This window comes from Caballeronia sp. LZ001 (assembly GCF_031450875.1).
Taxonomy (GTDB): Bacteria; Pseudomonadota; Gammaproteobacteria; order Burkholderiales; family Burkholderiaceae; genus Caballeronia.
Map to the genome: position 1 here is coordinate 2,411,510 of NZ_JARTVX010000004.1, position 23,780 is coordinate 2,435,289.

General features: G+C 63.0%; 19 protein-coding genes and 2 pseudogenes. 15 read left to right on the forward strand and 6 right to left on the reverse strand.

Annotated features, from left to right (window positions below):
- The first annotated feature begins 66 nt into the window (after positions 1-66).
- A complete protein-coding gene (locus P9292_RS22240) occupies positions 67-981 on the forward strand; it encodes a LysR family transcriptional regulator (RefSeq protein ID WP_250463663.1) in 915 nt (304 codons plus the stop codon).
- A gap of 194 nt (positions 982-1,175) precedes the next feature.
- A complete protein-coding gene (locus tag P9292_RS22245) occupies positions 1,176-1,601 on the forward strand; it encodes a hypothetical protein (RefSeq protein ID WP_309961269.1) in 426 nt (141 codons plus the stop codon).
- Between the two features lie 15 nt (positions 1,602-1,616).
- Here P9292_RS22245 and lolA read toward each other — a convergent pair whose 3' ends face one another.
- The gene (lolA, locus tag P9292_RS22250) at positions 1,617-2,288 is read right to left on the reverse strand and encodes an outer membrane lipoprotein chaperone LolA (RefSeq protein WP_250463657.1); all 672 of its coding nucleotides are present in this window, start codon (positions 2,286-2,288) and stop codon (positions 1,617-1,619) included.
- Positions 2,289-2,320: 32 nt separating this feature from the next.
- Entirely contained in the window at positions 2,321-4,630 is a 2,310-nt protein-coding gene (locus tag P9292_RS22255) for a DNA translocase FtsK 4TM domain-containing protein (RefSeq protein WP_309961272.1), read from the reverse strand.
- Positions 4,631-5,002: 372 nt separating this feature from the next.
- Here P9292_RS22255 and trxB point away from each other — a divergent pair, with 372 nt between their 5' ends.
- The 5 genes from trxB (at position 5,003) to P9292_RS22280 (ending at position 8,847) form a co-directional block, all read left to right on the forward strand.
- Entirely contained in the window at positions 5,003-5,998 is a 996-nt protein-coding gene (gene trxB, locus P9292_RS22260; protein ID WP_250463652.1) for a thioredoxin-disulfide reductase, read from the forward strand.
- Between the two features lie 227 nt (positions 5,999-6,225).
- Positions 6,226-7,017, forward strand: a complete 792-nt coding sequence (locus tag P9292_RS22265; protein WP_250508692.1) for a Smr/MutS family protein — start codon at positions 6,226-6,228, stop codon at positions 7,015-7,017.
- Positions 7,018-7,020: 3 nt separating this feature from the next.
- Positions 7,021-7,641 carry a trimeric intracellular cation channel family protein gene (locus P9292_RS22270; RefSeq protein WP_244827323.1) on the forward strand — a complete coding sequence of 207 codons (621 nt, stop codon included), beginning with the start codon at positions 7,021-7,023 and terminating at the stop codon, positions 7,639-7,641.
- Between the two features lie 171 nt (positions 7,642-7,812).
- On the forward strand, positions 7,813-8,466 hold the full coding sequence (locus P9292_RS22275; RefSeq protein WP_244827322.1) for a protein-L-isoaspartate O-methyltransferase: 654 nt from the start codon (positions 7,813-7,815) through the stop codon (positions 8,464-8,466).
- Between the two features lie 57 nt (positions 8,467-8,523).
- On the forward strand, positions 8,524-8,847 hold the full coding sequence (locus P9292_RS22280) for a rhodanese-like domain-containing protein (RefSeq protein ID WP_244827321.1): 324 nt from the start codon (positions 8,524-8,526) through the stop codon (positions 8,845-8,847).
- Between the two features lie 90 nt (positions 8,848-8,937).
- Here the strand turns inward: P9292_RS22280 and P9292_RS22285 are convergent, their stop codons facing one another.
- The 3 genes from P9292_RS22285 to hemC are packed head-to-tail and all read right to left on the reverse strand — an operon-like array spanning position 8,938 to position 13,246.
- The gene (locus tag P9292_RS22285) at positions 8,938-10,131 is read right to left on the reverse strand and encodes a heme biosynthesis protein HemY (RefSeq protein ID WP_244827980.1); all 1,194 of its coding nucleotides are present in this window, start codon (positions 10,129-10,131) and stop codon (positions 8,938-8,940) included.
- Positions 10,131-12,200, reverse strand: a complete 2,070-nt coding sequence (gene hemDX / locus P9292_RS22290) for a fused uroporphyrinogen-III synthase HemD/membrane protein HemX (protein WP_250491955.1) — start codon at positions 12,198-12,200, stop codon at positions 10,131-10,133. The genes P9292_RS22285 and hemDX overlap by 1 nt, the downstream gene beginning before the upstream one ends.
- Positions 12,200-13,246, reverse strand: coding sequence for a hydroxymethylbilane synthase (gene hemC, locus P9292_RS22295; protein ID WP_309961274.1), 1,047 nt, complete (start codon positions 13,244-13,246; stop codon positions 12,200-12,202). The genes hemDX and hemC overlap by 1 nt, the downstream gene beginning before the upstream one ends.
- 272 nt (positions 13,247-13,518) lie before the next feature.
- Here hemC and ppc point away from each other — a divergent pair, with 272 nt between their 5' ends.
- Positions 13,519-16,599 (forward strand): phosphoenolpyruvate carboxylase, encoded by a 3,081-nt coding sequence (gene ppc, locus P9292_RS22300; protein WP_309961275.1) that lies wholly within the window; start codon positions 13,519-13,521, stop codon positions 16,597-16,599.
- A 104-nt stretch (positions 16,600-16,703) separates the two neighbouring features.
- On the opposite strand, the pseudogene P9292_RS22305 reads toward ppc, so the two are convergent.
- A pseudogene (locus P9292_RS22305) lies at positions 16,704-17,467 on the reverse strand (class I SAM-dependent methyltransferase).
- Between the two features lie 134 nt (positions 17,468-17,601).
- On the opposite strand from P9292_RS22305, the gene P9292_RS22310 reads away from it, so the two are divergent.
- From P9292_RS22310 to gspG, 7 genes and pseudogenes are all read left to right on the forward strand, one after another.
- Positions 17,602-18,414, forward strand: coding sequence for a helix-turn-helix transcriptional regulator (locus P9292_RS22310; RefSeq protein ID WP_250525521.1), 813 nt, complete (start codon positions 17,602-17,604; stop codon positions 18,412-18,414).
- Positions 18,415-18,500: 86 nt separating this feature from the next.
- Entirely contained in the window at positions 18,501-19,907 is a 1,407-nt protein-coding gene (gene argH / locus P9292_RS22315) for an argininosuccinate lyase (protein WP_244827315.1), read from the forward strand.
- Between the two features lie 12 nt (positions 19,908-19,919).
- On the forward strand, positions 19,920-20,516 hold the full coding sequence (locus tag P9292_RS22320; RefSeq protein WP_309961277.1) for a hypothetical protein: 597 nt from the start codon (positions 19,920-19,922) through the stop codon (positions 20,514-20,516).
- A 575-nt stretch (positions 20,517-21,091) separates the two neighbouring features.
- A pseudogene (locus P9292_RS43240) lies at positions 21,092-21,565 on the forward strand (carbohydrate-binding protein); the annotation flags it as partial.
- A gap of 26 nt (positions 21,566-21,591) precedes the next feature.
- Entirely contained in the window at positions 21,592-21,897 is a 306-nt protein-coding gene (locus P9292_RS22325; RefSeq protein ID WP_309961279.1) for a hypothetical protein, read from the forward strand.
- The gene (locus tag P9292_RS22330; protein WP_309841832.1) at positions 21,806-23,212 is read left to right on the forward strand and encodes a glycoside hydrolase family 18 protein; all 1,407 of its coding nucleotides are present in this window, start codon (positions 21,806-21,808) and stop codon (positions 23,210-23,212) included. Before P9292_RS22325 ends, P9292_RS22330 begins: the two co-directional genes overlap by 92 nt.
- A 73-nt stretch (positions 23,213-23,285) precedes the next feature.
- The gene (gspG, locus tag P9292_RS22335) at positions 23,286-23,771 is read left to right on the forward strand and encodes a type II secretion system major pseudopilin GspG (protein WP_250508686.1); all 486 of its coding nucleotides are present in this window, start codon (positions 23,286-23,288) and stop codon (positions 23,769-23,771) included.
- Positions 23,772-23,780: the final 9 nt, after the last annotated feature.

A 23,780-nucleotide genomic window follows, 5' to 3' on the forward strand; every position in this document is an offset into this window, starting at 1 on the left:
GACCCAAGCTAAAATGGCGACAAAAACAACTTCACATCGATCCCAATCGATGTATAGGCGGCGCGCGTGTTCACTCATCTGTCCGATCTGGATTTGCGGCTCATACGCGTGTTTCTCGCCATCGTCGATGCAGGCGGCGTTTCCTCCGCGCAGGCCACGCTCAATGTTGGCCAGTCGACCATCAGCACGCAACTCGCGACGCTCGAAACGCGCCTCGGCTACCGGCTTTGCGAGCGCGGACGCGGCGGTTTCGCACTCACTTCGCGCGGCGAGCAATTCGTCGATGCATGCAGAGCGTTGCTCGCCGCTGTCGAAACGTTCGATTCCACCGCGCGCCATGTCGGCCGAAAACTCGTCGGCACGCTGACGCTCGGGATGATCGGCAACACGCCGGTGAGCGCGAATGCGCGCATCAGCGAGGCGATCGCGCGCTTCCGGCGACGCGACGAATCGGTGCGCCTATCCGTGCTCGTCCGCTCGCCAGGCGAACTCGAGGAAATGCTGCTTGCCGGCCGCATTCAGATGGCGATCGGCTACTTCTGGCATCGCGTGCCGTCGCTCGAATACACGCAGATCTTTGCCGAAGATCAGTTCGCGTACTGCGCGCGCGAGCATCCGCTTTTTGCACACGCGGGCAATGTGAGTCCGGACGATGCCGCCGATCATGCGTGGGCGTGGCGCAGCTATCCGCTGCCCGAAGCAGGCGCGCTCACGCCGCGCACTATCGGCGCGGTCGCGGACAACATGGAAGCCGTCGCCATGCTCGTGTTATCCGGGCGGCATCTCGGTTATCTGCCGGAGCATTTCGCCGCGCCTTATGTGAAAGACGGCTTGCTCGCCGCGTTGAATCCCGAGTTCATGCGTTATCGCGTGGCGTTTCACATGGTCGTGCGCGCCGAGCGTGGACGCGGCTCGCGCAATGCGAAGAACGATATCGTCGATGCATTCATCGAGGACATGACCGCCGCTCACACTGCTTAGACGCAGCTAAATAAGCAGTACGCATGCTTATTCGACAAGCATCGATTTCCGCGAGCAATTAGCAAAAGCCAATCACTCGACCGACACGATTTCTCCTAATATCCAAGCTAATCGCGTTATCTCAAAAATAAGCCGAATGATCGGATTTGCTTAATCACGTCACGCGAAACACGGACTTTTCAACGGGGGAAAAGATGGACCAAGCAAAGCTGAGAGAAACACGCCGGGTGGGATTGGCAGCGGCGCTCGCCGTGATGAGCGCCTATGCGGTATCCGCCCCGGTGTACACGATGCCCGGTGGCACGATCACATTCCGGGGCGCGCTGGTGGCGCCGCCGTTCGGCGTATCGACATCGACGGCGGCAACGTCCGCAACTTTTTCGGCGACGAACCATGCGAGCGACCAGACGGTCTCGGTGCACTTCACGCCGCCGCCAACCGACGCGCCGAACGCACGCGTCGCCATTGCCGGCAGCGTGTACGCGCGCTTCGCTGATGGCGCCGGACGTCAGACCGCACGCGGCAGCGATGGCACGTTTCACGTCGGCGCGACAGGCGGCGTGCTGTCCATGTCGGCGCCATCGACAGCGCTCGTGACGGTCGTCACCGAATATCAATAAGCCAGGCGCCCAACCTTACCCGTTGATCACGTCCGCGCCCTTCGGCACGTTGAACTTGAAGGTATCGCTCTTGATCGGCGGGTTCTTCTGAATGTTCGAGAACGTAAGAAGCGTGACGTTGCCGAACACGTCGTGCAGTTCCATGGCTTGCAGATTGCCGTCCTTGAAGCCGATGCCCACGCGTTCGAACTGCGTGTCCTTCGCTTTAGGCGTGAGTTCCAGCCAGTCGATGCCGCCCTTCTCGCCCGCATCGCGCGAGGTGAAGTTCTTGTCGAGGTCGTTGCTGCCGAAAAGGATGGCGGCGGGGCTTGCGCCAAGCGCGCCGCCAAGCGTGCGAACGGTGACCTGGTTCAAGTCCTTGTCATAGACGTAGAGCTTGTCGCCGTCCGCCTGCAAAACCTGCGAGTACGGCTTTTCATACGACCAGATGAACTTGCCCGGCCGCGCGAACATGAATGTGCCGCTGGAGGTCACGCCCTTGGTCGGCGTAGTCGTGGAGCTTGCGCCGTTATTGACCTTGCCTGGCGCCTTGACTTCCTGTTGCGTGAATTCGCCGCGTGCCGCGTGGACTTGCGAAACGAAGGCCTTCAGCTGCTCCGTGCCACTCGCGTACGCGTGCGATGCAAACAGCATCGACGCGGACAGCAGCGCCGCGCCGAATACCTTCTTCCCCGTGTGTTGCTTCATGCTTTTGTTCTCCATTCAAAACACGTCGGCGCTCAGTCGGAATCGCGCGCCGGCGTCAGAATCTCGCGGTTGCCGTTCGACGACATCGACGAAACGAGCCCGGAGTTCTCCATCTGTTCGAGCAGCCGCGCCGCCCGGTTATAGCCAATGCGCAGATGCCGCTGCACGAGCGAAATCGAAGCGCGCTTGTTCTTGATGACCACTTCCACCGCCTGATCGTAAAGCGGGTCGGACTCGCCATCGGTCGCGCCGCCTGCGCCGGGCGCGCCTTCTTCACCCTCGCCGGCCAGTCCGCCTTCGAGAATGCCTTCGATATAGTTCGGCTCGCCGTGCTCCTTGAGCTTGTCGACCACGCGATGCACTTCTTCATCCGACACGAACGCGCCATGCACGCGCACCGGCAGACCCGAGCCTGGAGGCAGATAAAGCATGTCGCCCATGCCGAGCAACGATTCCGCGCCCTGCTGATCGAGAATCGTGCGCGAATCGATCTTCGACGACACCTGGAACGCCATGCGCGTCGGCACGTTCGCCTTGATGAGGCCCGTGATGACATCGACGGACGGCCGCTGCGTCGCGAGAATCAGATGGATGCCCGCCGCGCGCGCCTTCTGCGCGATCCGCGCGATCAACTCCTCGACCTTCTTGCCGACGACCATCATCAGATCGGCCAGTTCGTCGATGACCACGACGATATGCGGCAGACGCGCGAGCGGCTCGGGTTCGTCCGGCGTGAGGCTGAACGGGTTCGGAATGGTTTCGTCGCGCTTCTTCGCTTCGTCGATCTTGCTGTTGAAGCTCGCGAGATTGCGCACGCCCATCTTGCTCATGAGCTTGTAGCGCCGCTCCATTTCCGCGACCGCCCAGTTGAGCGCGTGACCCGCCTGCCGCATGTCGGTGACGACCGGACACAGCAGATGCGGAATGCCTTCGTAGACGCTCATTTCAAGCATCTTCGGGTCGATGAGGATGAGCCGCACCTGATCCGCGCTTGCCTTGTAGAGGAGCGAAAGAATCATCGCGTTGATGCCGACGGACTTGCCCGAACCCGTGGTGCCCGCGACCAGCAAGTGCGGCATCTTGGCAAGATCGGCGCAGACCGGATTGCCGCCGATGTCCTTGCCAAGGCCCATCGTTAGCGGCGAGGCGGCGGCTGCGTAGACCTCGGAGCCGAGAATCTCGGAGAGCTTCACGGTCTGGCGGCGCTGGTTCGGCAACTCGAGCGCCATGAAATTCTTGCCCGGAATGGTTTCGACGACGCGGATGGACACAAGCGACAACGAGCGCGCCAGATCCTTCGCGAGCCCGACGATCTGGCTGCCCTTCACGCCCGTGGCCGGTTCGATCTCGTAACGCGTCACGACCGGCCCCGGATACGCCGCGACCACGCTCACTTCGACGCCGAAGTCCTTCAGCTTCTTTTCGATGAGACGCGAGGTGTATTCCAGCGTGTCGGCAGCAATGGTTTCCTGGGTTTTCGGCGGCGCGTCGAGCAACGCGAGCGGCGGCAAGGTGGAATCGCCCGGCAGGTCCTTGAAGAGCGGCACCTGCTTTTCTTTCTCCGCGCGCTCGGAGCGCGGCGGCGTGGCGACCGGCGGCACGATCACGACCGGCTCGTGATCTTCCTGCTTCACGCGCGAGCGCACGACCTTGCCTTCGCGCTTGGTCGCCGCTTCCTCGCCGAGCTTGCGGTCGCGGCCCGCTTCGCGCCGGAGTTGCGCGCCGGTGATCGCGGTGAGAATGCCGTCGCCAACTGTTTCGCACACGGACAACCACGAGAAGCGGAAATAGAGCGACAAGCCGATGGCGAGCGCGATCAGCAGAAAGAGCGTCGCCCCCGTGAAGCCGAGCGCGTGGGACACATGGCGCGCGACCATGTCGCCGACCACACCGCCCGGCGCGCGCGGCAGCGGCACCTTGAGCGACCACATGCGCAACGCCTCGATGCCATCGCTTGCGAGCAGCACGAGCACGAACGCGAATGCCTCGGCAAGCCAGGTGCGATCGCGCGGGGTGTCGTCGTCGGCGAGCGCGGGTTGCGTGATGCGCCGGTAATTCGCGACGATCCGCCTCCCGAGCAGCACGACGAACCAGTACGACGAGAGCCCGAACGCGAGCAGCAGGATATCGGACGTGTTGGCGCCGACGCGCCCAGCCCAGTTCGAAATGTGATCCACGCTGATGGCGTGCATCCAGCTCGGGTCTTTCCGGCTATAGGAAAGGAGCGCCATGACGAGAAACAGTCCGAGCGCAACCTGGAGAATCCAGCGAATCTCGGTGAAGAGCCGCGACATGCGGTGCGGCAGCGCCTGCGGGCTCGCGGAATAGGATGCTTTGGCCATTGATTCGGAGTCGCTTGTCGCGGCTTATAAAGTGCCGCATATAAGGTGGCCTATTGTAAACGCTGCATTGCGGTGAACGGCGCAAAAAGGCGTCCGTGCTTGCAACCTGTAACACTCGTCACACGCAAACGCTCGTGATTTAAGCCACGATTAAGCAACGATTTTTTCGTGATTCCTGCGACGCTCGGCTATCAAACCGATTGAAAGGTTCACTCGGAAGGCTTTTGCAACGGCCTTTATAATTGATCCCTTGCACCCAACTAGAGTTCGTCGGGGCTGCAATGGCGCGTCGCGGTCATGAGCCGCTTTTCGCGCCGGGCGTCGAAGTTGCCGCGCCACAACCCGACGGCCATCAATAACGGACCAAACGCCATGTCATCGACCAAACACGCCAAAGTGCTGATTCTCGGTTCCGGCCCCGCCGGCTATTCGGCCGCCGTCTACGCCGCGCGCGCGAATCTGTCGCCGCTGCTCATCACCGGCTTAGCTCAGGGCGGTCAGTTGATGACCACCACCGACGTCGAAAACTGGCCGGGCGATCCCACGGGCGTGCAGGGTCCGGAACTCATGCAGCGCCTCGAAGAACACGCGCGCAACTTCAACACCGAGATCGTCTTCGATCACATCCATACGGCGAAGCTCAACGAGCGTCCGCTGCGGTTGATCGGCGACTCGGGCGAGTACACGTGCGACTCGCTCATCATCGCGACGGGCGCATCGGCGCAATATCTCGGCGATCCTTCCGAAGAAGCGTTCATGGGCAAGGGCGTGTCGGCGTGCGCTACCTGCGACGGCTTCTTCTATCGCAACGGCGAAGTGGCGGTGATCGGCGGCGGCAATACGGCGGTCGAGGAAGCCATTTACCTTGCGGGCATCGCGAAGAAGGTCACGGTGATCCATCGTCGCGACAAGTTCCGCGCCGAGCCCATTCTCATCGACCGCTTGCTGGCGAAGGAAAAGGAAGGCGTCGTCGATATCAAATGGAACCACGTGCTCGACGAGGTGCTCGGCGACGCGACCGGCGTGACCGGCCTGCGCGTGAAGAGCACCGAAACCGGCGACACCACCGACGTCAAGCTGCAAGGCGTGTTCGTGGCAATCGGTCACAAACCGAACACCGATCTCTTCACCAACCAGCTCGAAATGAAGAACGGCTACATCATCACGAAGGGCGGCACGACGGGCGACGCAACGTCCACCAGCATCCCCGGCGTGTTCGCGGCGGGCGACGTGCAGGATCACGTGTATCGTCAGGCAATCACGAGCGCCGGAACCGGTTGTATGGCGGCACTGGATGCGCAACGCTATCTGGAAACCATCGACGAAACGCCCACGCCGCACTCGATGAGCCACGAAAAGGATCGTTGAGCGACCGCGCGCGCGTCGGACCGTTAGAATGGTTGCCGGCGCGCAGCGTACTGCTCACTGAGTTCAACCGCATCGAGGGTTGAACCAGACTGAAGAACGGGCCACGGTTCGCGCCGCCGGCCCGTTTTTATTTTCGCGAGCGCCGTTTCGTGCAGGTGCATGGCGCCGCGCGTGGCACAATCGGCGCGCTGCGTTTGACCGTCCCGCGCTTATCCGTTGGCCGAACGATGCCGAAAAACCAACCTCATCCGAACGAACCGAAACTGCGGCGCGCCGCCACGCCGCAAGTCAGCGCGCCTGTCGAAGCGAAACCCGCCGATGTCGCCGAAGCGGTGAAACGCGAAGGGCTCGCCGGACTCGGATCGCTGAAAAGCGCGTTGAAGGCGCAGGCGGAGAAGCGCGAGGTCGAACGCGTCGCGGCCGTGCGTGCGGAACGCGAAACGTTGGCCGAGGCCGATGAGTTTCGCCGCGCCATCGGCGAAATCGAGCCATTGAAGACGCCGCCGCGCATCGCTATCGCTCGCGTGCCGCCGCCACCGCTTCCGCTGCAAAGCTGGCGCGACGAGGAAGCGGTGCTGCAGGAAGCGCTCTCCGACGAATACGACCCGGAAAGCCTGCTCGATATCGACGAGACGCTTTCCTACTGTCGTCCGGGCATCAGTCAGGAGGTCGTGAGGAAGTTGCGGCGCGGCGCGTGGATCGTTCAGGCGCAACTCGATCTGCACGGCATGCGCCGCGAGGAAGCGCGCGAGGCGCTTGCGGAGTTCATCCGCGAAGCCGTGAAGCGCGGGCTGCGCTGTCTGCGCGTGATTCACGGCAAGGGGCTCGGGTCCGTCGGCCGCGAGCCGGTGCTCAAGGGCAAGGTGCGCGCGTGGCTCGTGCAGAAGGTCGAAGTGATTGCGTTCTGTCAGGCGCGTCCGCACGATGGCGGCGCGGGCGCCGTGCTCGTGCTGCTGCAACCGGCGAGCGCGCCGCGACATCATCAACATCCACAAGACAAGAACCGCAAAGCGGGTTAGAACGTGCATCCCAGGCTGACTCTCGCCATTTCCATCATGGAGGCGTTCGCGATTTTCGCGTATGCGTTCTCCGGTCTCATCGAGGCGCGCAAGCGCCGGCTCGACGCCGTCGGCGCCTTCCTCGTCGCCCTCGCCACGGCTTTCGGCGGCGGCACCGTACGCGACGTGCTGCTGTCACGCCGGCCGTTTTATTGGGTCGAGCATCAGGAATACGTGTTCGTCATCTTCGCGATGGCGATTTTCGCGCCCTTCTTTCTACGCGTGACGACGCGTCTGTTCGATCAGCGCGCGCTCCTCATCACCGATGCGATCGGCCTCGGACTCTTCAGCGTCTCGGGCACTTCCATCGCGCTCGATGCGCAAATGCCCGTTTTCACCGCGACGATGATGGGCGTGACCACCGGCGTGTTCGGCGGCATCATGCGCGACGTGCTGTGCAACGAGATTCCGCTGATCCTGCGCGATTCGCGGCCGTACGCAGTGTGCGCGTTTGCGGGCTGCTGGATGTATATCGGGCTCGAACAGCTTCAAGTGGACACGATCTACAACGTGCTGCTGTCTACGGCTTTCATTCTGGTCGCGCGGCTCGTCACCTTCAAATTCGATATCCGACTGCCGCATTAGTCAAACTGCATGAGCCGAGCCGCACTGGCTGCGCGCGAACGGGCGGGAAAACCCGTCTATTTGCTACAATCGCACAGTTTTCCAACCCGCCTGAAGCTGCCTGAAAGTCTGACCCGGCGGCCTTCGCGGCTACCCTTCTTGCAGAACGACGCACAACGACGCACAACGAACATGAACATCGAGCAAGCGCGTTTCAACATGATCGAGCAGCAGATTCGTCCTTGGGAAGTGCTGGACCAGGAGATTCTGAATCTGCTGTCGCTCATCAAGCGCGAGAACTTCGTTCCCGCCGCGTACCGCAATATCGCTTTCGCGGACCTCGAAATTCCGCTTCCCGGCGGCGAGCGCATGCTGTCGCCAAAGGTCGAGGCGCGGGTTCTGCAAGAACTGGCCATTCACAAGGGTGAGACGGTGCTGGAAATCGGCGCGGGCTCGGGCTATATGGCGGCGCTCCTCGCGCATCGCGGCCGCAGCGTGACCACGGTTGAAATCTCGCCGGAACTCGCCGAGTTCGCGAAGCAGAATCTCGCGGCGAACGGTGTGTCGAACGCGCATGTGGTTCACGGCGACGGCGCGCGGGGCTTGGCCGACGGCGCGCCTTATGACGTGATCTGCGTTTCGGGCGGCATGCCGGTCATGCCGCAGGAATTGCTCGAACAGTTGAAAGTGGGCGGGCGTATCGCCGCTTTCGTCGGCACGGCGCCGGTCATGAAGGCGCAGATCATCACGCGGGTCGACGAAAAGCAATTCCGCGTGTCCGATGTTTTCGAAACGCTCGTCGCGCCGCTGCAAAACGCGGTGCATCCTTCGCTATTCAGGTTCTGATTCTGTGCGTTCGGGCCGGGCGCCGCCCGGCTTTCGCCATCGTCCTTACTCGATTCCATGCAAAATCTGACCGCACCCGAACTCGCCGCGTGGCTTGCCGACACCTCGCGCCCCGCTCCCGTTTTGCTCGACGTGCGCGAGCCGTGGGAAGTGCAGACCGCGAAGCTCGATAAGATCGTGTCGATTCCCATGCGCGACATCCCCGCGCGTAGCGAAGAACTCGACGACGACGCGCAGATCGTCTGCATTTGCCACCACGGTGCGCGCAGCGCGCAGGTCGGCATGTTTCTGGAGTCGCGCGGCTTCACGAACGTGTTCAATCTGTACGGCGGCATCGACGCGTGGTCGCGTCAGGTCGATCCTTCGGTGCCAACGTATTGAATTGAGCCTGAATCCGAGCGTTCAGGCCAGCCAACAAAAAGCCGCATGCGTTTGAAGCGCATGCGGCTTTTTTGTGTCGAAACGAAAGCGTCAGACCACGTTCATTGCCAGCGCGCTTGCGCGATAATGCTCCGCGGCCTTTTCGGTATCGCCGAGTTGCTCGTGCAGACGCGCCAGCGCGCGATGCGTCCGAATACGCAACGGCTCGTCTTCAGCCAGCTTCAGCGCCGATTCGAGAAACGCCTGCGCCTTGCCCCACAATTGCTGATGCAGGCACAGACGACCGAGCGTGAAAAGCAGGTCGGCGTCTTCGGTGCGTTCCTTTTGCCAGGCTTCGGCGCGCTGAATGAGCGGCAAGGCGTCGCCCCCGACGATGCAGTCCGGATAACGGCGCAACAACCGCGCATCCCAGTTCACGGCAAGCGCGTCTTCGATAATCTTCTTCGCTTCCGCCCGACGATCCAGCGCGATCAGCAATTCGGCGGCGAGATCGGCGAGACGCGGCGACTGACGCTCCACCGGCGACAATGATTGCCACAGTTCGAGCAGCGCATCCGGATTATGCCGGCGATCGCGCAGCAGGTTTTCCGCCGCGACTTGCCGCAGCCGCACGGCGACCGCGGGATGCAGCGCCTCGCGCTTTTCCAGCATGCGCACGAGCTTCAGCACTTCGCCCCAGTTCTTCAACTGCTGCTGGGCGCGCAACGCGATCTGCTGCGCATGGATGCGCCGCCCGCCCTGCGCCTGGATCTCGGTCAGCGCGACGAGCGCGCCGTCCGCGTCGCGGCCATCGGCGCGCATGTCGGCGGTGGCCATCAGGCGCGCGTCCTGCCAGTCCGCGCCGCCGACTTGCGCGAGCCACTCGTCGCGACGCGCGTATTCATGCAGCCGATGCGCCGCGTTCGCGCCGATCAAGCCCGCCGCGCCCTTGTTGTCCTCGACACTCAACGCATCGCGCGCGGCTTTCTCGGCCTTCGAGAAGCGGCCCGCGTACAGATGGCCGATCGCATCGCGCAAGGACGCGTTCGCCTTCGCAAGCTTGCTGCGCGTGCGATACGCCGCCACGCGCGACGGCATCTTCCACACGCCACGGATCGCGCGGATCAGCGCATAGAGCGCGAGAAACAGCACGACCAGCGCCACGACAAACAGATTGAGCGACATGTCGATGCGATATGGCGGCAGCACGAGCAGAATCTGCCCGCCATTGAAGCCGCCGACCGTCGCGATGATCGCCGCAACGACGAACAACAGCGCAATCCAGATGAGTCCACGAATCGTCATCATCCGCCTCGCTTGAACTGGTGCACGGCGGCGAGGCTCGCGTCCAGGTTCGGCACGGCGACGGCCATCGACGCCTGATCGACCTGCTTCACGAGATCGCGCACGGCCTGAACCGCTTTCGACGAGGGATCGAAGTAGCGGGCAAGCGCGGCATCGGCGGCTTTCAGGTCGGACTTGAGCGTAGGCTCACTGCGCGAAAGCAGCGAAAGACGCGCGGACAACAGACGCAGCTTCACGTTCTGGCGCACGAAGTAACCCTGATCCGGCGACGTGAGCATGGCGTCCGCATTGTCGATACGCCGCACCGACACGAGACTCGACAACTGTTGCCCGATACCGCTCGTGATCTGATACCACAGCACCTTCCAGCGCGGCACGCCGGTCGCCGCAGCAATCGACGCGCTGTCACCCGGTTCTGACGCGCGAGCGCGCGCCGGATCGATCGGCGCTTCGCCGGACAGCGGCAAGCTGTCGATGCGGTCGATCGCCGTATCGAGCTTGATCGCGAGACCCGTGAGGTCGGTGGTCGGCGTGGCCTTGAGCTTGTCCATGTCCTGCGCGACGGCCTTGCGGATCGCCACGACCTGCGGACCGTTCGTGGCGGCCAACCGCGTGTCGGCGCTTTGCAGCGCGAAGAGCGCGAGTTGCACGTTGCCGGTCAATTGCAATTGCTGGCTTGCGCTCGACAGAATCTGCTCGACTTCGGCAACCGTCCAGTCGTCGCGATTGCTCGCGAGGTCCTGATACTGCTGCTGCAACGCCTGGCTGTGCGCCTCGGCGTCATTGAGCTTGCCCTGCAACTGAATGACCTGCGTATTGAGCGCGGCGGTCGAACTCGCGGCTTCGTCGGCCTTGGCGCGCAGTTGCGCGTCTTGCGCGTTGGCCTCTTCGACGCGCTGGGCGAGCGCCTGGTTATTGCGTTCGAACTTGCGGTTGAGCGCATAGCCGCCCGCGCCGGCAGCGATCGCGAGGATAACGATGACGAACCACAACAACACCGTGCCCGCGCCGCCGCGCCGCTTCTGCTGCTCGTAGGGCGTGAAAGGCGTATTGGGCGGAGGCGGTGGCACGTTGGGCTGAGGTGAAGCTTTGTTGGAATCGTTCGAATCAGTCATGCGTGATTGAGCCGTTTGGTGGGCCGGCGCGGCGGCCGGTTGCGTGTCCGGCGATGCATCCGCCGGTGCGGGCTTCGCGTGCGTTTCACGTGCTTGATTGGTGTGAGGTTCAGCCTGAATTCCAGCCGATTTGCGCGGGTAAAGCGCATCGACTGCCTGCACGATGCGCTCGTCGCCGGCGCCGGACACCGTCATCCTATCAAAACCCGCTTGCCGCGCGGCCTGCTCGATACGCGGATGCGGGCAGATCACCTGCGCGTGCCGCAGCCGCGTGATCTCGTCGGCGGTGAGATGTTCGCGCGCGAGTTCGTCGAGATTGCGCACGCCTTCGGAACTCGTCAGCAGCCACGCGTGCGGATTGCCCGCGAGCAGCGTGTGGATGCGCTCCCACTTGTGCATGGACGGTTCGGGCAGCACGCGGCGATACGCCGCCGCCTTCTCCACTTGCGCGCCCGCTTCGGTGAGGCGCTCGGCGAGCCACTCGCGCCCGCCATCGCCACGCACGATCAGCACGCGCTTGCCTTCCAGACCGTTCTCGCCGAGCGTGGCTTCGATTGCCGTGTAGAGCGCTTCGGAATCAAAACGCGGATCGGCTTCTTCCGCCGACGGACTGATCACGCGATACGCCGGCGCGCTCACGCCTTGCCGCGCCAGCGCAGCGACGCTGCCCGGACCCACGACGGCCACCGGCACATCCACAGGCCACGGCGCGAAAAGACGGCTGAACGCATGATCGATCGCATTCGGCGAGACGAAAACCACGAGCGCGTAACGTTGCGGCCCGTAGAGTTCGTCGAGGGCCGCGCGCAAAGGAGCGTCGTCGGCGACGGGCGCGATGTCGATGAGCGGAAACTCGAGCGTCTCGAAACCGGCATCGGCGAGAAGCGCGATGAGCGCAGCCGATTGTCCCGCAGGCCGCGTGACGACGATGGTGGCGCGACGCTCGCTCGCCATCAGTGCTTGCCCGCCGTCGAAGGCGGGATCAGGTCGGGATTGGCCGCGTCGTTGCCGGGGCTTCGGTTCGGCCCGTCCGGGTGGCTGATGGTGGTCAGCGCGTTGACGATCTCCATGGCGCCCTGCGCTTCGAGATCCGCCGATACGCGCAAACCGAGTTCGAGCGCGGCGGCAAGATCGGGCGTGGCGATGCGTTCCTCCGCGTTCAAGACGCGCGTGCCATCCGGCGTCGAGACCGCGCCGCGCAAGTACAGCGAATCGTTCTCCCAATGCGCGTAAGCGGCCAACGGCACTTCACAGCTGCCACCAAGCGCACGCGACACGGCGCGCTCCGCTTCGACGGCAAGCGCGGTCGCTTCGTGATGCAAGGGCGCGAGCCACGCGACGAGATCGGCGCGATCCGCACGAATCTCGATGCCGAGCGCACCCTGCCCCGCCGCCGGCAGACTGTCGGTTTCATCCAGATATGCGCGGATGCGTCCTTCGAGACCAAGCCGTATCAGACCGGCCGCCGCGAGAATGATGGCCGCGTATTCGCCGCGATCCAGCTTGCCTAGACGCGTGTCGAGATTGCCGCGCAGCGGCCGCACTTCGAGATGCGGATAGCGCGCGCGGATCATGGCTTCGCGGCGCAGGCTCGAGGTTCCGACCACGCTGCCCGCCGGCAACGCAGCGAGCGAATCGAAGTGCGAAGAGACTAAGGCATCGCGTGGATCTTCACGTTCGAGAATCGCGCTGAGTGCGAAGCCTTCGGGGAGTTGCATCGGCACGTCTTTGAGCGAATGAACCGCGAGATCGGCGCGGCCGTCGGCGAGCGCGGCTTCCAGTTCCTTGACGAACAAACCCTTGCCGCCGACCTTCGATAACGTGCGATCGAGAATCTGATCGCCGCGCGTCGTCATTCCGAGAATTTTGACGTCGCAAGATGGATATAATTTGTGCAGCGCACACTGCACGTGCTCGGCTTGCCACATCGCCAGCCGGCTTTCCCGCGAAACGATTGTGAGGCTCGCGGGCGGTGTCGTTGAATGCGTCTCGGAATTCATTGAAGCTCGATCGAATGACGGGATGGATAAATAGACATTAGCTAACAATGGTAGCACGCAGGCCAGGGTCGACCTGAAGACACGCGGCGCGCCAGAGCCTTAGTCCGCGCGCCTTTCGAAGCGTTCAGCACGCGTTCCGGTAGCGGAAGGCAAAGCGGCTGCGGCGCGGTTGCGGCAGCTTCGCGCCGCACCTCGCGCGGCTGTGCAGAACTCGTTTCGTCGGTGATTTCGTCGCGTTACCCTGACTGCGCAGCTTCTGAGGAGAACCCGACGTGACGACTTCCGGATCGGCCCGCCCCGCGCGCCGCAACGCTCTATCGCCTGACTCTTCCGCCGACGCATCGAGCGCGGCCCATGCAACCGGCGCCTCGTCGTCAGCGATGCCAACGTCAGCGACGCCAATCATTCGCACGACGAAAACGGCCACCGCCGTGAAGGCATCGAAGGCGAGCGTGGCTCCAAAGGCCGCGCCGGTTCCCAAGAAGGCGAGCGTCAAAACGGCCATCAATGGCGCCGAACGGCCGAAGCCGACCAGCCGCACGCGCGACGACAAGGACCGTCCGCTCTTCGAAGACATCCGCTATCTTGGCCGCCTGCTCGGCGACGTGTTGCGCGAACAGGAAGGCGACGCCGTCTTCGAACTCGTCGAAGCCATTCGTCAGACCGCCGTCAAATTTCGCCGCGAGGACGACAACGAAGCGTCGCAAGCGCTGGAAAAGCGTCTGCGTGCTTTATCGCCGGAACAGACGGTCAGCGTGGTGCGCGCATTCAGCTATTTCTCGCATCTGGCGAATATCGCGGAAGACCGGCATCACAATCGGCGGCGGCGGATTCACGCGCTCGCCGGTTCGACTTCGCAGCCGGGCACCATCGCCTACGCCATCGAGCGCATGCGCGAGCAGTCCAACGTCAGCAAAACACGCAAGGTGCTGGAAAAGTTCTTCGATGCCGCGCTCATCGTGCCCGTGCTCACCGCGCATCCGACGGAAGTGTCGCGAAAGAGCATTCTCGATGCGCAACACGACATCGCGCGCCTGCTTGCCGAACGCGATCAAGAACTGACAGCGCGCGAACGTGCGCACAACGAAGCCGTCCTGCGGGCGCGCGTGACCTCGCTCTGGCAAACGCGCATGCTGCGCGAGTCGCGCCTTTCGGTCGCCGATGAAATCGAGAACGCGCTTTCGTACTATCGCGCGACTTTTCTGGAGGAAATTCCCGCGCTTTACGCCGATATCGAGGAAGCGCTCGCTGAACACGGCCTGCCCGCGCGGCTGCCGCCGTTCTTCCAGATGGGAAGCTGGATTGGCGGCGACCGCGACGGCAATCCGAACGTCACCGCCGCCACGCTGGAAAACGCCATCACGCGGCAAGCAACGGTCATCTTCGAACACTATCTGGAACAGGTGCACAAGCTCGGCGCGGAGTTGTCCGTGTCGAATCTGCTCGCCGGATCGAGCGAAGCCTTGCAGGCGCTCGCGGAAGCCTCGCCGGACCAGTCGCCGCATCGCACGGACGAACCATATAGGCGCGCGCTGATCGGCATCTATACGCGGATCGCGGCGAGCGCGCGCGTGCGGCTGGGTGAAGGCGTGGTCGCGGTGCGCAGCGCGGGACGCGGCGCGGCGCCAATTCGCGCGACGCCTTATGGCGATAGCTCGGAATTCACGCGCGATCTTCATGTGCTGATCGATTCGCTCGCGCAACATCATGGCGGCTCGCTTGCGCTGCTGCGGCTCGCGCCGCTCACGCGCGCTTCGGAAGTGTTCGGCTTTCACCTGGCGAGCATCGACTTGCGGCAGAGCTCGGATATCCACGAAGCGGTGATCGCGGAGTTGCTTTCGCGCGCGGGCGTCGAAGCCGACTATGCGGCGCTTTCCGAGGAAGACAAGCGCGCCGTGTTGCTCAGGGAACTTGCGCAGCCGCGTCCGCTGCGTCTTCCTTATGCCGATTACTCCGATCTCGCGAAGAGCGAACTCGGCGTGCTCGAAGGCGCACGCGTGACGCGCGAGAAGTTCGGCAAGCGCGCGGTGCGCAACTACATCATCTCGCACACGGAGACCGTGAGCGACTTGCTCGAAGTCATGTTGCTGCAGAAGGAAACCGGCGTGCTGCACGGTTGCCTCGGCAGCAAGGACAATCCCGCGCGCGATGGCGTGATGGTGATTCCGCTCTTCGAGACCATCGCCGACTTGCGCAATGCGCCGGTCATCATGGGCGAGTTCTTCAAGCTGCCGGGCATCGACGCGCTCATCGAAAATCAGGGCAACGAGCAGGAAGTCATGCTCGGCTATTCGGACAGCAACAAGGACGGCGGCTTCTTGACGTCCAACTGGGAGCTGTATCGCGCGGAACTGGCGCTCGTCGCGCTGTTCAAGCAACGCGGCACGACCTTGCGTCTCTTCCACGGCCGGGGAGGCACCGTGGGACGCGGCGGCGGCCCGACCTATCAGGCGATTCTGTCGCAGCCGCCCGGCACGGTCGATGGGCAAATCCGTCTCACCGAGCAAGGCGAAGTCATTTCGAGCAAGTTCGGCAATCCGGAAATCGGGCGGCGCAATCTGGAAACGGTGGTGGCGGCGACGCTCGAGGCATCGCTTCTGCCGCACGAGAACGCGCCCGCGCAATTGCCGCTATTCGAAGCGACGATGCAAACGCTCTCCGATTCCGCGATGGCCGCGTACCGCGCGCTCGTGTACGAAACTCCCGGCTTTACCGATTACTTCTTCGCCTCGACGCCGATCGCCGAGATTGCCGAACTGAACATCGGCAGCCGGCCGGCATCGCGCAAGCTGCAGGACCCGAAGCAACGCAAGATCGAAGATTTGCGCGCCATTCCGTGGGGCTTTTCGTGGGGCCAATGCCGCCTGCTGCTGACGGGCTGGTTCGGCTTCGGCAGCGCGGTGACGGCTTATCTCGATTCGGCCGACTCGGACGCGGAACGCGCGAAGCGCCTCGGCACCTTGCGCAAGATGCACAAGACGTGGCCGTTCTTCACGAATCTGCTTTCGAACATGGACATGGTGCTCGCGAAGACCGATCTCGCGGTGGCGTCGCGTTATGCGCAGCTCGTCGCGGACAAGAAGCTCAGGAAGCGCGTGTTCGATCGCATCGTCGCGGAGCACGAGCGGACCGGCAACGTGCTCGCGGAAATCACCGGCAAGGGCGAGCGCCTCGCTGACAATCCGCTGCTCGCGCGCTCGATCAAGAACCGTTTTCCGTATCTCGATCCGCTCAATCACTTGCAGGTGGAACTGCTCAAGCGGCATCGCGCGGGCGATCAGAACGTGCGGCTGCGGCGCGGGATTCATTTGACGATCAACGGGATTGCGGCGGGCCTGCGTAATACGGGTTGATCGATGCGCCCGGCAGCGGGCATTGCATCTTTCACGTGCCACGAATCACGCCAAGTGTTCGTGGCACGTTTGTTTAAGTAGCCCTTGCGGCATTCGAGCGGCGCTCAGTCGCGCCGCTTGCCTTCGATCATCAACGCATCCAGCTCGAACGAGAAGTCGTCGCCGGCCTTGAAGTATTCGCGCACTTCGTCGGGCGCGGCGGCCCACATCGATTTGATCGCCGTCACGCGTTCGGGCGGCGTTCTCATGCGTGTCACCCACGAATCGAATTCCAGGCCGATACGCCAGCGCTCGGTCACGTTCGCGTCGAAGCCGGCGGTATCGAGCATGGCGATCCACTCGTCGGCGCGATAGTCGCGGATATGCGATGCATCGCGCAACAGTTCGATTGCCTGAATGTGCGTGTCGTACAGCGGATCGTCGGCGCCCGCGATATCGATGAATTTCAGCCGGCCGCCCGGCTTGAGCACGCGCCGCACTTCGGCCAGCGCGCGCGGCACGTCGCGCCAGTGATGCGCGCTCATGCGGCTCACCACCCAGTCGAACGAGGCGTCGGCGAATGGCAGCGACTCGGCGGCGCCCTGTTGCGTGCGGATCGTGGCAAGGCCGCGTTCCTTCGCGGCGGCATCGACCGTGGCCAGCATTTGCGGGGCGATGTCGTACGCCACGACCTCGCGCACGTGCGGCGCCACCGCGAAACTCGCGTGACCCGCGCCGCATCCCATGTCCAGCACGGTCGCGTTGCCGCACGTCGCGGCAAAAGTCGCGGCGAGATTTGCAGATCGGCGCCGCTCGCGTGAACCTGGCTTGTGAGATAGGCGGCGGCGGTGCTGCCGAACGCATCGGCTACCTGGTCGTGGTGTTTCATCGGTATGGCTCCGGAATGTTCTTGGGGACGCCGGGCGGTTCCTGAGCCGCCCGGCCTGCCGCTACAATAGAGCCCGCCTTGTACCAGTACAAGTGGACTGTTTATTCTGGTATCGACATTACCCGCCACGCCTCATGAAAACGATCCCGAAGACCGAATCCAGAGAAGCTGTCGATATCCCCGCACGCGCGCTCGGCGAATTCATCCGGGCGCATCGTGAACGGCTTTCGCCGCAGTCCGTCGGTTTGCCGCCGGGGCCGCGCCGCCGCACGCCGGGGCTGCGCCGCGAGGAAGTCGCCGCGTTGTGCGGCGTCAGCCCGACCTGGTACACGTGGATCGAGCAGGGCCGGCCGGTTTCCGCCTCGGCGGATGCGCTCGCGCGTATCGCCGTCGCATTGCAGTTGTCGCGGGCCGAACGCGCGTATCTCTTCGAACTGGCCGAGGAACGCGATCCCGCCGAGCCCGATCCCACCGCGCAGGACGTGCCCGCCGCGCTCTTGCAGAGCGTCGGGCTGATCGGCGCGCCGGCCTACGTGCTCGACCGCCAGTGGAATGCGCTGCGCTGGAACGCGCACGCGTCGGAACTGTTCGTCGGCTGGCTCGATGGCGAACACGACCGCAACTTGCTCGCCTACACGTTCACCTCGCCGGTGGCGCGCGCGTTGATCGTCGATTGGGACACGCGCGCGCGCCGTCTTGCCGCCGAGTTTCGCGCCGATTCCATCCGTCACCTCAACGACGCGCCCACGCGCACGCTGATCGACACGCTCGGCGCCGCCAGCGATGCCTTCGCGCGCTACTGGGCGTCGCAGGACGTGTTCGAGCGCGAAGGCGGCGAACGCGCGTTCGATCATCCGTCGCGCGGACGACTCGTGTTCAACCAGATCACCTTCAAGCCCGCGCATCGCGAAGATCTGAAGCTCGTGATCCTCGTCGGCAACGACTGAGGCAGCAGGCGCCGAATGTTAAAATCTTCGACTTCCGGCTTGCCGCTTTAGCCGCCTCATTCGCCTCAACCGCCAATCACATCACCATGACGTCCCAACTGCACAAAAAAGGCGAAGCCTGGTCGGCTCGCTTCTCCGAGCCCATGTCGGATCTCGTCAAACGCTATACGTCGTCGGTGTTCTTCGACAAGCGGCTCGCTCTCGTCGACATTCAAGGCTCGCTCGCGCACGCGTCGATGCTTGCGGCGCAGAAGATCATCGGCGCGGACGACCTTGCCGCCATCGAGCGCGGCATGGCGCAGATCAAGGGCGAAATCGAGCGCGGCGAGTTCGAGTGGAAGCTGGACCTGGAAGACGTGCACCTGAACATCGAGGCGCGGCTGACCGCGTTGATCGGCGACGCCGGCAAGCGCCTGCACACCGGCCGCTCGCGCAACGATCAGGTCGCAACCGACATTCGCCTGTGGCTGCGCGGCGAGATCGACCGTATCGGCGAACTGTTGAAGGACCTGCGAAGCGCGCTCATCGACATGGCCGAGAAACACGCCGACACCATCATGCCGGGCTTCACGCATTTGCAAGTGGCGCAGCCCGTGACCTTCGGGCATCACCTGCTCGCTTATGTCGAAATGTTCTCGCGCGACGCCGAGCGCATGCGCGACTGCCGCACGCGCGTGAACCGCCTGCCGTTGGGTGCGGCGGCGCTCGCGGGCACGAGTTATCCGATCGACCGTCACGCGGTGGCGAAAACGCTCGGCTTCGATGGCATCTGCGCGAATTCGCTCGATGCCGTCTCCGACCGCGACTTCGCCATCGAATTCACGGCGGCCGCCGCGCTCGTCATGACGCACGTCTCGCGCTTTTCCGAAGAACTCGTGTTGTGGATGAGTCCGCGCGTCGGTTTCATCGATCTCGCGGATCGTTTCTGCACCGGCTCGTCGATCATGCCGCAAAAGAAAAACCCCGACGTGCCCGAGCTCGCGCGCGGCAAGACAGGCCGCGTGAACGGTCATTTGATGGCGCTGCTCACGCTGATGAAAGGCCAGCCCCTCGCTTATAACAAGGACAATCAGGAAGACAAGGAGCCGCTTTTCGATACCGTCGATACGGTCGCCGACACATTGCGCATTTTCGCGGAAATGGCGGCGGGCATTACCGTCAAGCCGCAGGCCATGCGCGCGGCCGCGCTGCAAGGTTTCTCGACGGCCACCGATCTCGCGGACTATCTCGTGAAGCGTGGCCTGCCCTTTCGCGACGCACACGAAGCCGTGGCGCATGCGGTGCGCATCTGCGTGGATCGCGAATGCGATATCGCCGATTTGTCGCTCGATGAAATGAAGCAGGAACTGCCGAACGTCGCGCATCTGATTGGCGACGATGTCTTCGAATATCTCACGCTCGAAGGTTCGGTCGCGAGCCGCGATCATGCGGGCGGCACCGCGCCGGATCAGGTGCGTGCGGCCGCCAAGGCGGCGCGCGCGGCGCTTGGCTGATCGAGCCGGACCATGCTTCGAATCGGACCCATTCGTGGGTCCATTTTTTTTGGGAACGCCGGTTTTTATCACGCCGTGCGAAACACTGCATGGTTAAAATGCGCGCATGAAATGGGAGCGAGCCTATCCGCCTTATCGTGGCCCGCAAGCATGATGAGAGACACTTTTTTGCCTTCGGGAATCATCATGCACAAGCGCAATTTTCGCAGTACCGCATTGGCTGCGCTCGTTGCGGCGGAAGCGCTTTCCGGCACGTCCGCCTCATATGCCGAGCGCAAAAGCTCACAACTAGAAGTCACGTTGACCATCCACAATGCCTGCTCGATCGTCAGCGGTTCGGAAACGGCAGATCCGATTGAGATGCTTTCCGGTGCGAATGCCCGAACGTCCATCAAGGTGGATTGCACGGGAAAACAAACGCCCTACGGCGTTTCCGTCATGAGCGAACTGCATGCAAGCACCGCCGTCTCCAGGCAAGCAACAGCACAGGCCGCGACTGCCGCTTACGGCGATGCTCGAAAGACGATCGGCGTTGCCGCGGAACCGCAATCGTCGGCGATAAACTCCGAGACCACGCCGTTGGTCAAGTTCGTGACCGTCGAGTTTTGATATTCGCGGGGCGCCAATCGTGCGCACGATACGACTTGCAAGACAACGCTCGATTCATTGGAAAGCGATGCAATGCAGGTCGAGTGTTTTGCCCTACACGCTTTAGATGCCCAACAATCCCGATTTAAATTCACAAATATAAAACGACGGGTCTCGGATGTTCTTCCGGCTTCACCGCATCTGCTTCATCGTCTTCCCGACTGAAGGCATCTGCTAAACGGTGGCAGCTTTCTTTGTAACGCAAGCATCGCCATGATTCGAGATTGCATTCGCAGTTTCGCCTGGATCGTTCGTATTTGCTTCGCTTCTCTCAACGAGTTCCTTGAACGAATCGACGTCATTCTCACAAGAAAAAAACGTCAAGGAAAACACGCTTCGTCCACCCTTAAAAATTTTTCCGTAGGAAACCTAATATCCGATTTTCGGCTTGCCTCGCCTTGGTCGCTGGATTATCAATGATCGCACGAGCCCTATAAGAGAGGGCTTGACGACAATTCAGTCAGCGCAAATGAGTCGCGGATCGAAACGAACCAAACAAACCGAGTAAGGAGGCCGTTCTCATGAATCGCCTTGGCATGAAGTCGAAGACTACTGCGCTGACGCTGGCTGCGCTCGTCGCTTATTCAATCAATGCGTTGGGCGCCGAATGGCAGGAAGGTGCGACCTACGCGGCGGGCGCGACCGTCACCTACAACGGGCGCACATACCAGGCTCTTCAGGCGCATACGGCTTATCCAGGCGCTGGGTGGACTCCGGCCAGCACGCCGACCTTATGGCGCGATGTGAGCGCGGCTACGCCTACGCCAGCACCATCGCCCACGCCTGCGCCTGCGCCGACACCCGCTCCAACTCCTGCGCCAACTCCCGTACCAACCCCGACGCCGACTCCAACGCCAACACCCTCTCCCACTCCGACACCTTCGGCTTGCTTCGCTGCGTGGTCGGCATCGCAGGTTTATGCACAGACGGGTACGCGCGTCACGGCCAATGGACGCAATTACAGAAACAAGTGGTGGACCCAAGGCGACAACCCGACGCAGTCTGGGCAATACGGCGTATGGGAAGACATAGGCGCATGCTCGGGAAGTCCGACGCCGACGCCGGCGCCAGCGCCAGTTCCAACGCCGACGCCGACGCCAACACCAACACCAACACCAACACCAACACCAACACCAACGCCGGTTCCGACGCCAACACCAACACCGGTTCCGACTCCAACGCCGACACCGACACCAACGCCGGTTCCAACACCAGCACCAACACCGGTCCCGACTCCTACGCCGGCACCCGTGCCGACACCGGTCCCGACGCCTACGCCGGCACCTACGCCTACACCCACGCCAGCACCAACGCCCGCCCCCGCTCCCGCCGGCGCGCGTGAAGTCGGCGCGTACTTCGCGCAATGGGGAATCTACGACCGCAACTACAAGGTCAAGGATGTCGACACATCGGGCTCGGCGAAGCTGCTCACGTTTATCAACTACGCATTCGGCAACGTTTATCAAAAGAACGGCGGCTACGAGTGCGGCATCATCAACAAGGCAGAACCGGGTGCGACCAACGAGAACGCCCCGGACGCAGGCACCGGCGGCGACGCCTGGGCCGACTACCAAAAAGGCTTCTCGGCGAACGAATCGGTCAACGGCAAGAGCGATGCATGGGACTGGCCCTATGGCGATCCACGTCAGGGCAAGTCCGGTCCGCTCAAGGGTAACTTCAATCAGCTCAAGCTATTGAAGGACAAGTACCCCAACGTGCGCATGATCATTTCGCTCGGCGGATGGACCTGGTCGAAGTGGTTCAGCAAGGCCAGCGCCACCGATGCGCTGCGCAAGCAGCTCGTCTCGTCGTGCATCGATGTCTATATCAAGGGCAACGTGCCCTTCGATGCTGCCTCCAACGCGGGCGGAGATGGCGTCGCAGCGAACGTGTTCGACGGCATCGACATCGACTGGGAATTTCCCGGCGGCGGCGGTCAGCCCTACAACACGTACGACGTCAAGGACAAGGAGAACTACACGCTTCTCCTGACGGAATTCCGCAAGCAACTCGACGCCATGGGCGCGCAAAACGGCAAACGCTATCTGCTGACGGTCGCCATCGGCGCGGGTGGCGACAAGATCGCCAGCACCAACCCGGGCGACTACAGCAAGCCGCTCGACTGGATCAACGTGATGACGTACGACTATCACGGCGGATGGGAAAGCACTGGCCCCACGGACTTCCAGTCGCATTTGTATCCGGACCCGGCCAGCCCGAACATGGCGGGCGCTCCCGGCAACACCTACTACACCGATGCCGCCATCCAGGCCTTGCTGAAAGCGGGAGTGCCGTCGTCGAAGATCGTTCTCGGCATTCCGTTGTATGGGCGCGGCTGGACCGGCGTCACGCCGGGACCGAAGGGAGACGGGCTCTATCAGAAAGCCACCAAGACAGCGCCCGGGAAGTACGAGGCCGGCATCCAGGACTACCGGCTCCTGAAGAGCGCCGCAGGCACGGTGTACGAGCATCCGGTGACGAAGCAGTCGTACAAGTTCGACGGCACGACTTTCTGGTCCTACGACTCGCCCACGACGATCCGCGTCAAGAACGCCTACGTGAAGCAGTTCAGTCTGCGCGGTGTCTTCGGCTGGGAGCTGGACGGCGACGCCGCCAACGCGGAACTGCTGAACGTCATGAGCGAAGTCAACAAGTGATCGGCCGCGCGACTGCGCCCGGTGCGTGACGCCGGGCGCAGACGATGCGCAATGCAATGAATCGGGGGCAGCCATGCAGGATCGATTGACGAATGCCGCGTTCTCGACGGCCGCTGTGTCGAAAACGAAACTCTCCCGGCACGACCTCGGCTGGCGCGGGCGCGGCTTTACCTTGCTCGAGTTGCTGGTGGTGCTGCTCATCATCGCGCTCCTGGCGGGCTATGTCGGCCCGAAGCTCTTCGGTGAAGTCGGCAAGGCGCGCTCCAAGACAGCGGCGACGCAGATCAAGGGTATCGAAGACGCGCTCGATCGATACCGTCTGGACACTGGCCACTTTCCCGGCACCGACGCCGGGCTTCAGGCGTTGATGAGCAACGTCGGCAACACCTCGGGCTGGGAAGGTCCGTACATGAGCAGCGCCATTCCGAACGATCCGTGGGGCAAGCCGTACGTCTACCGCTCGCCCGGCGAGAACGGCAAGGACTACGACCTCATGACCTACGGCGCCGACGGCAAACCCGGCGGTTCGGGCGAGGACGCGGACATCATCGGCAAATGATGGATTCGG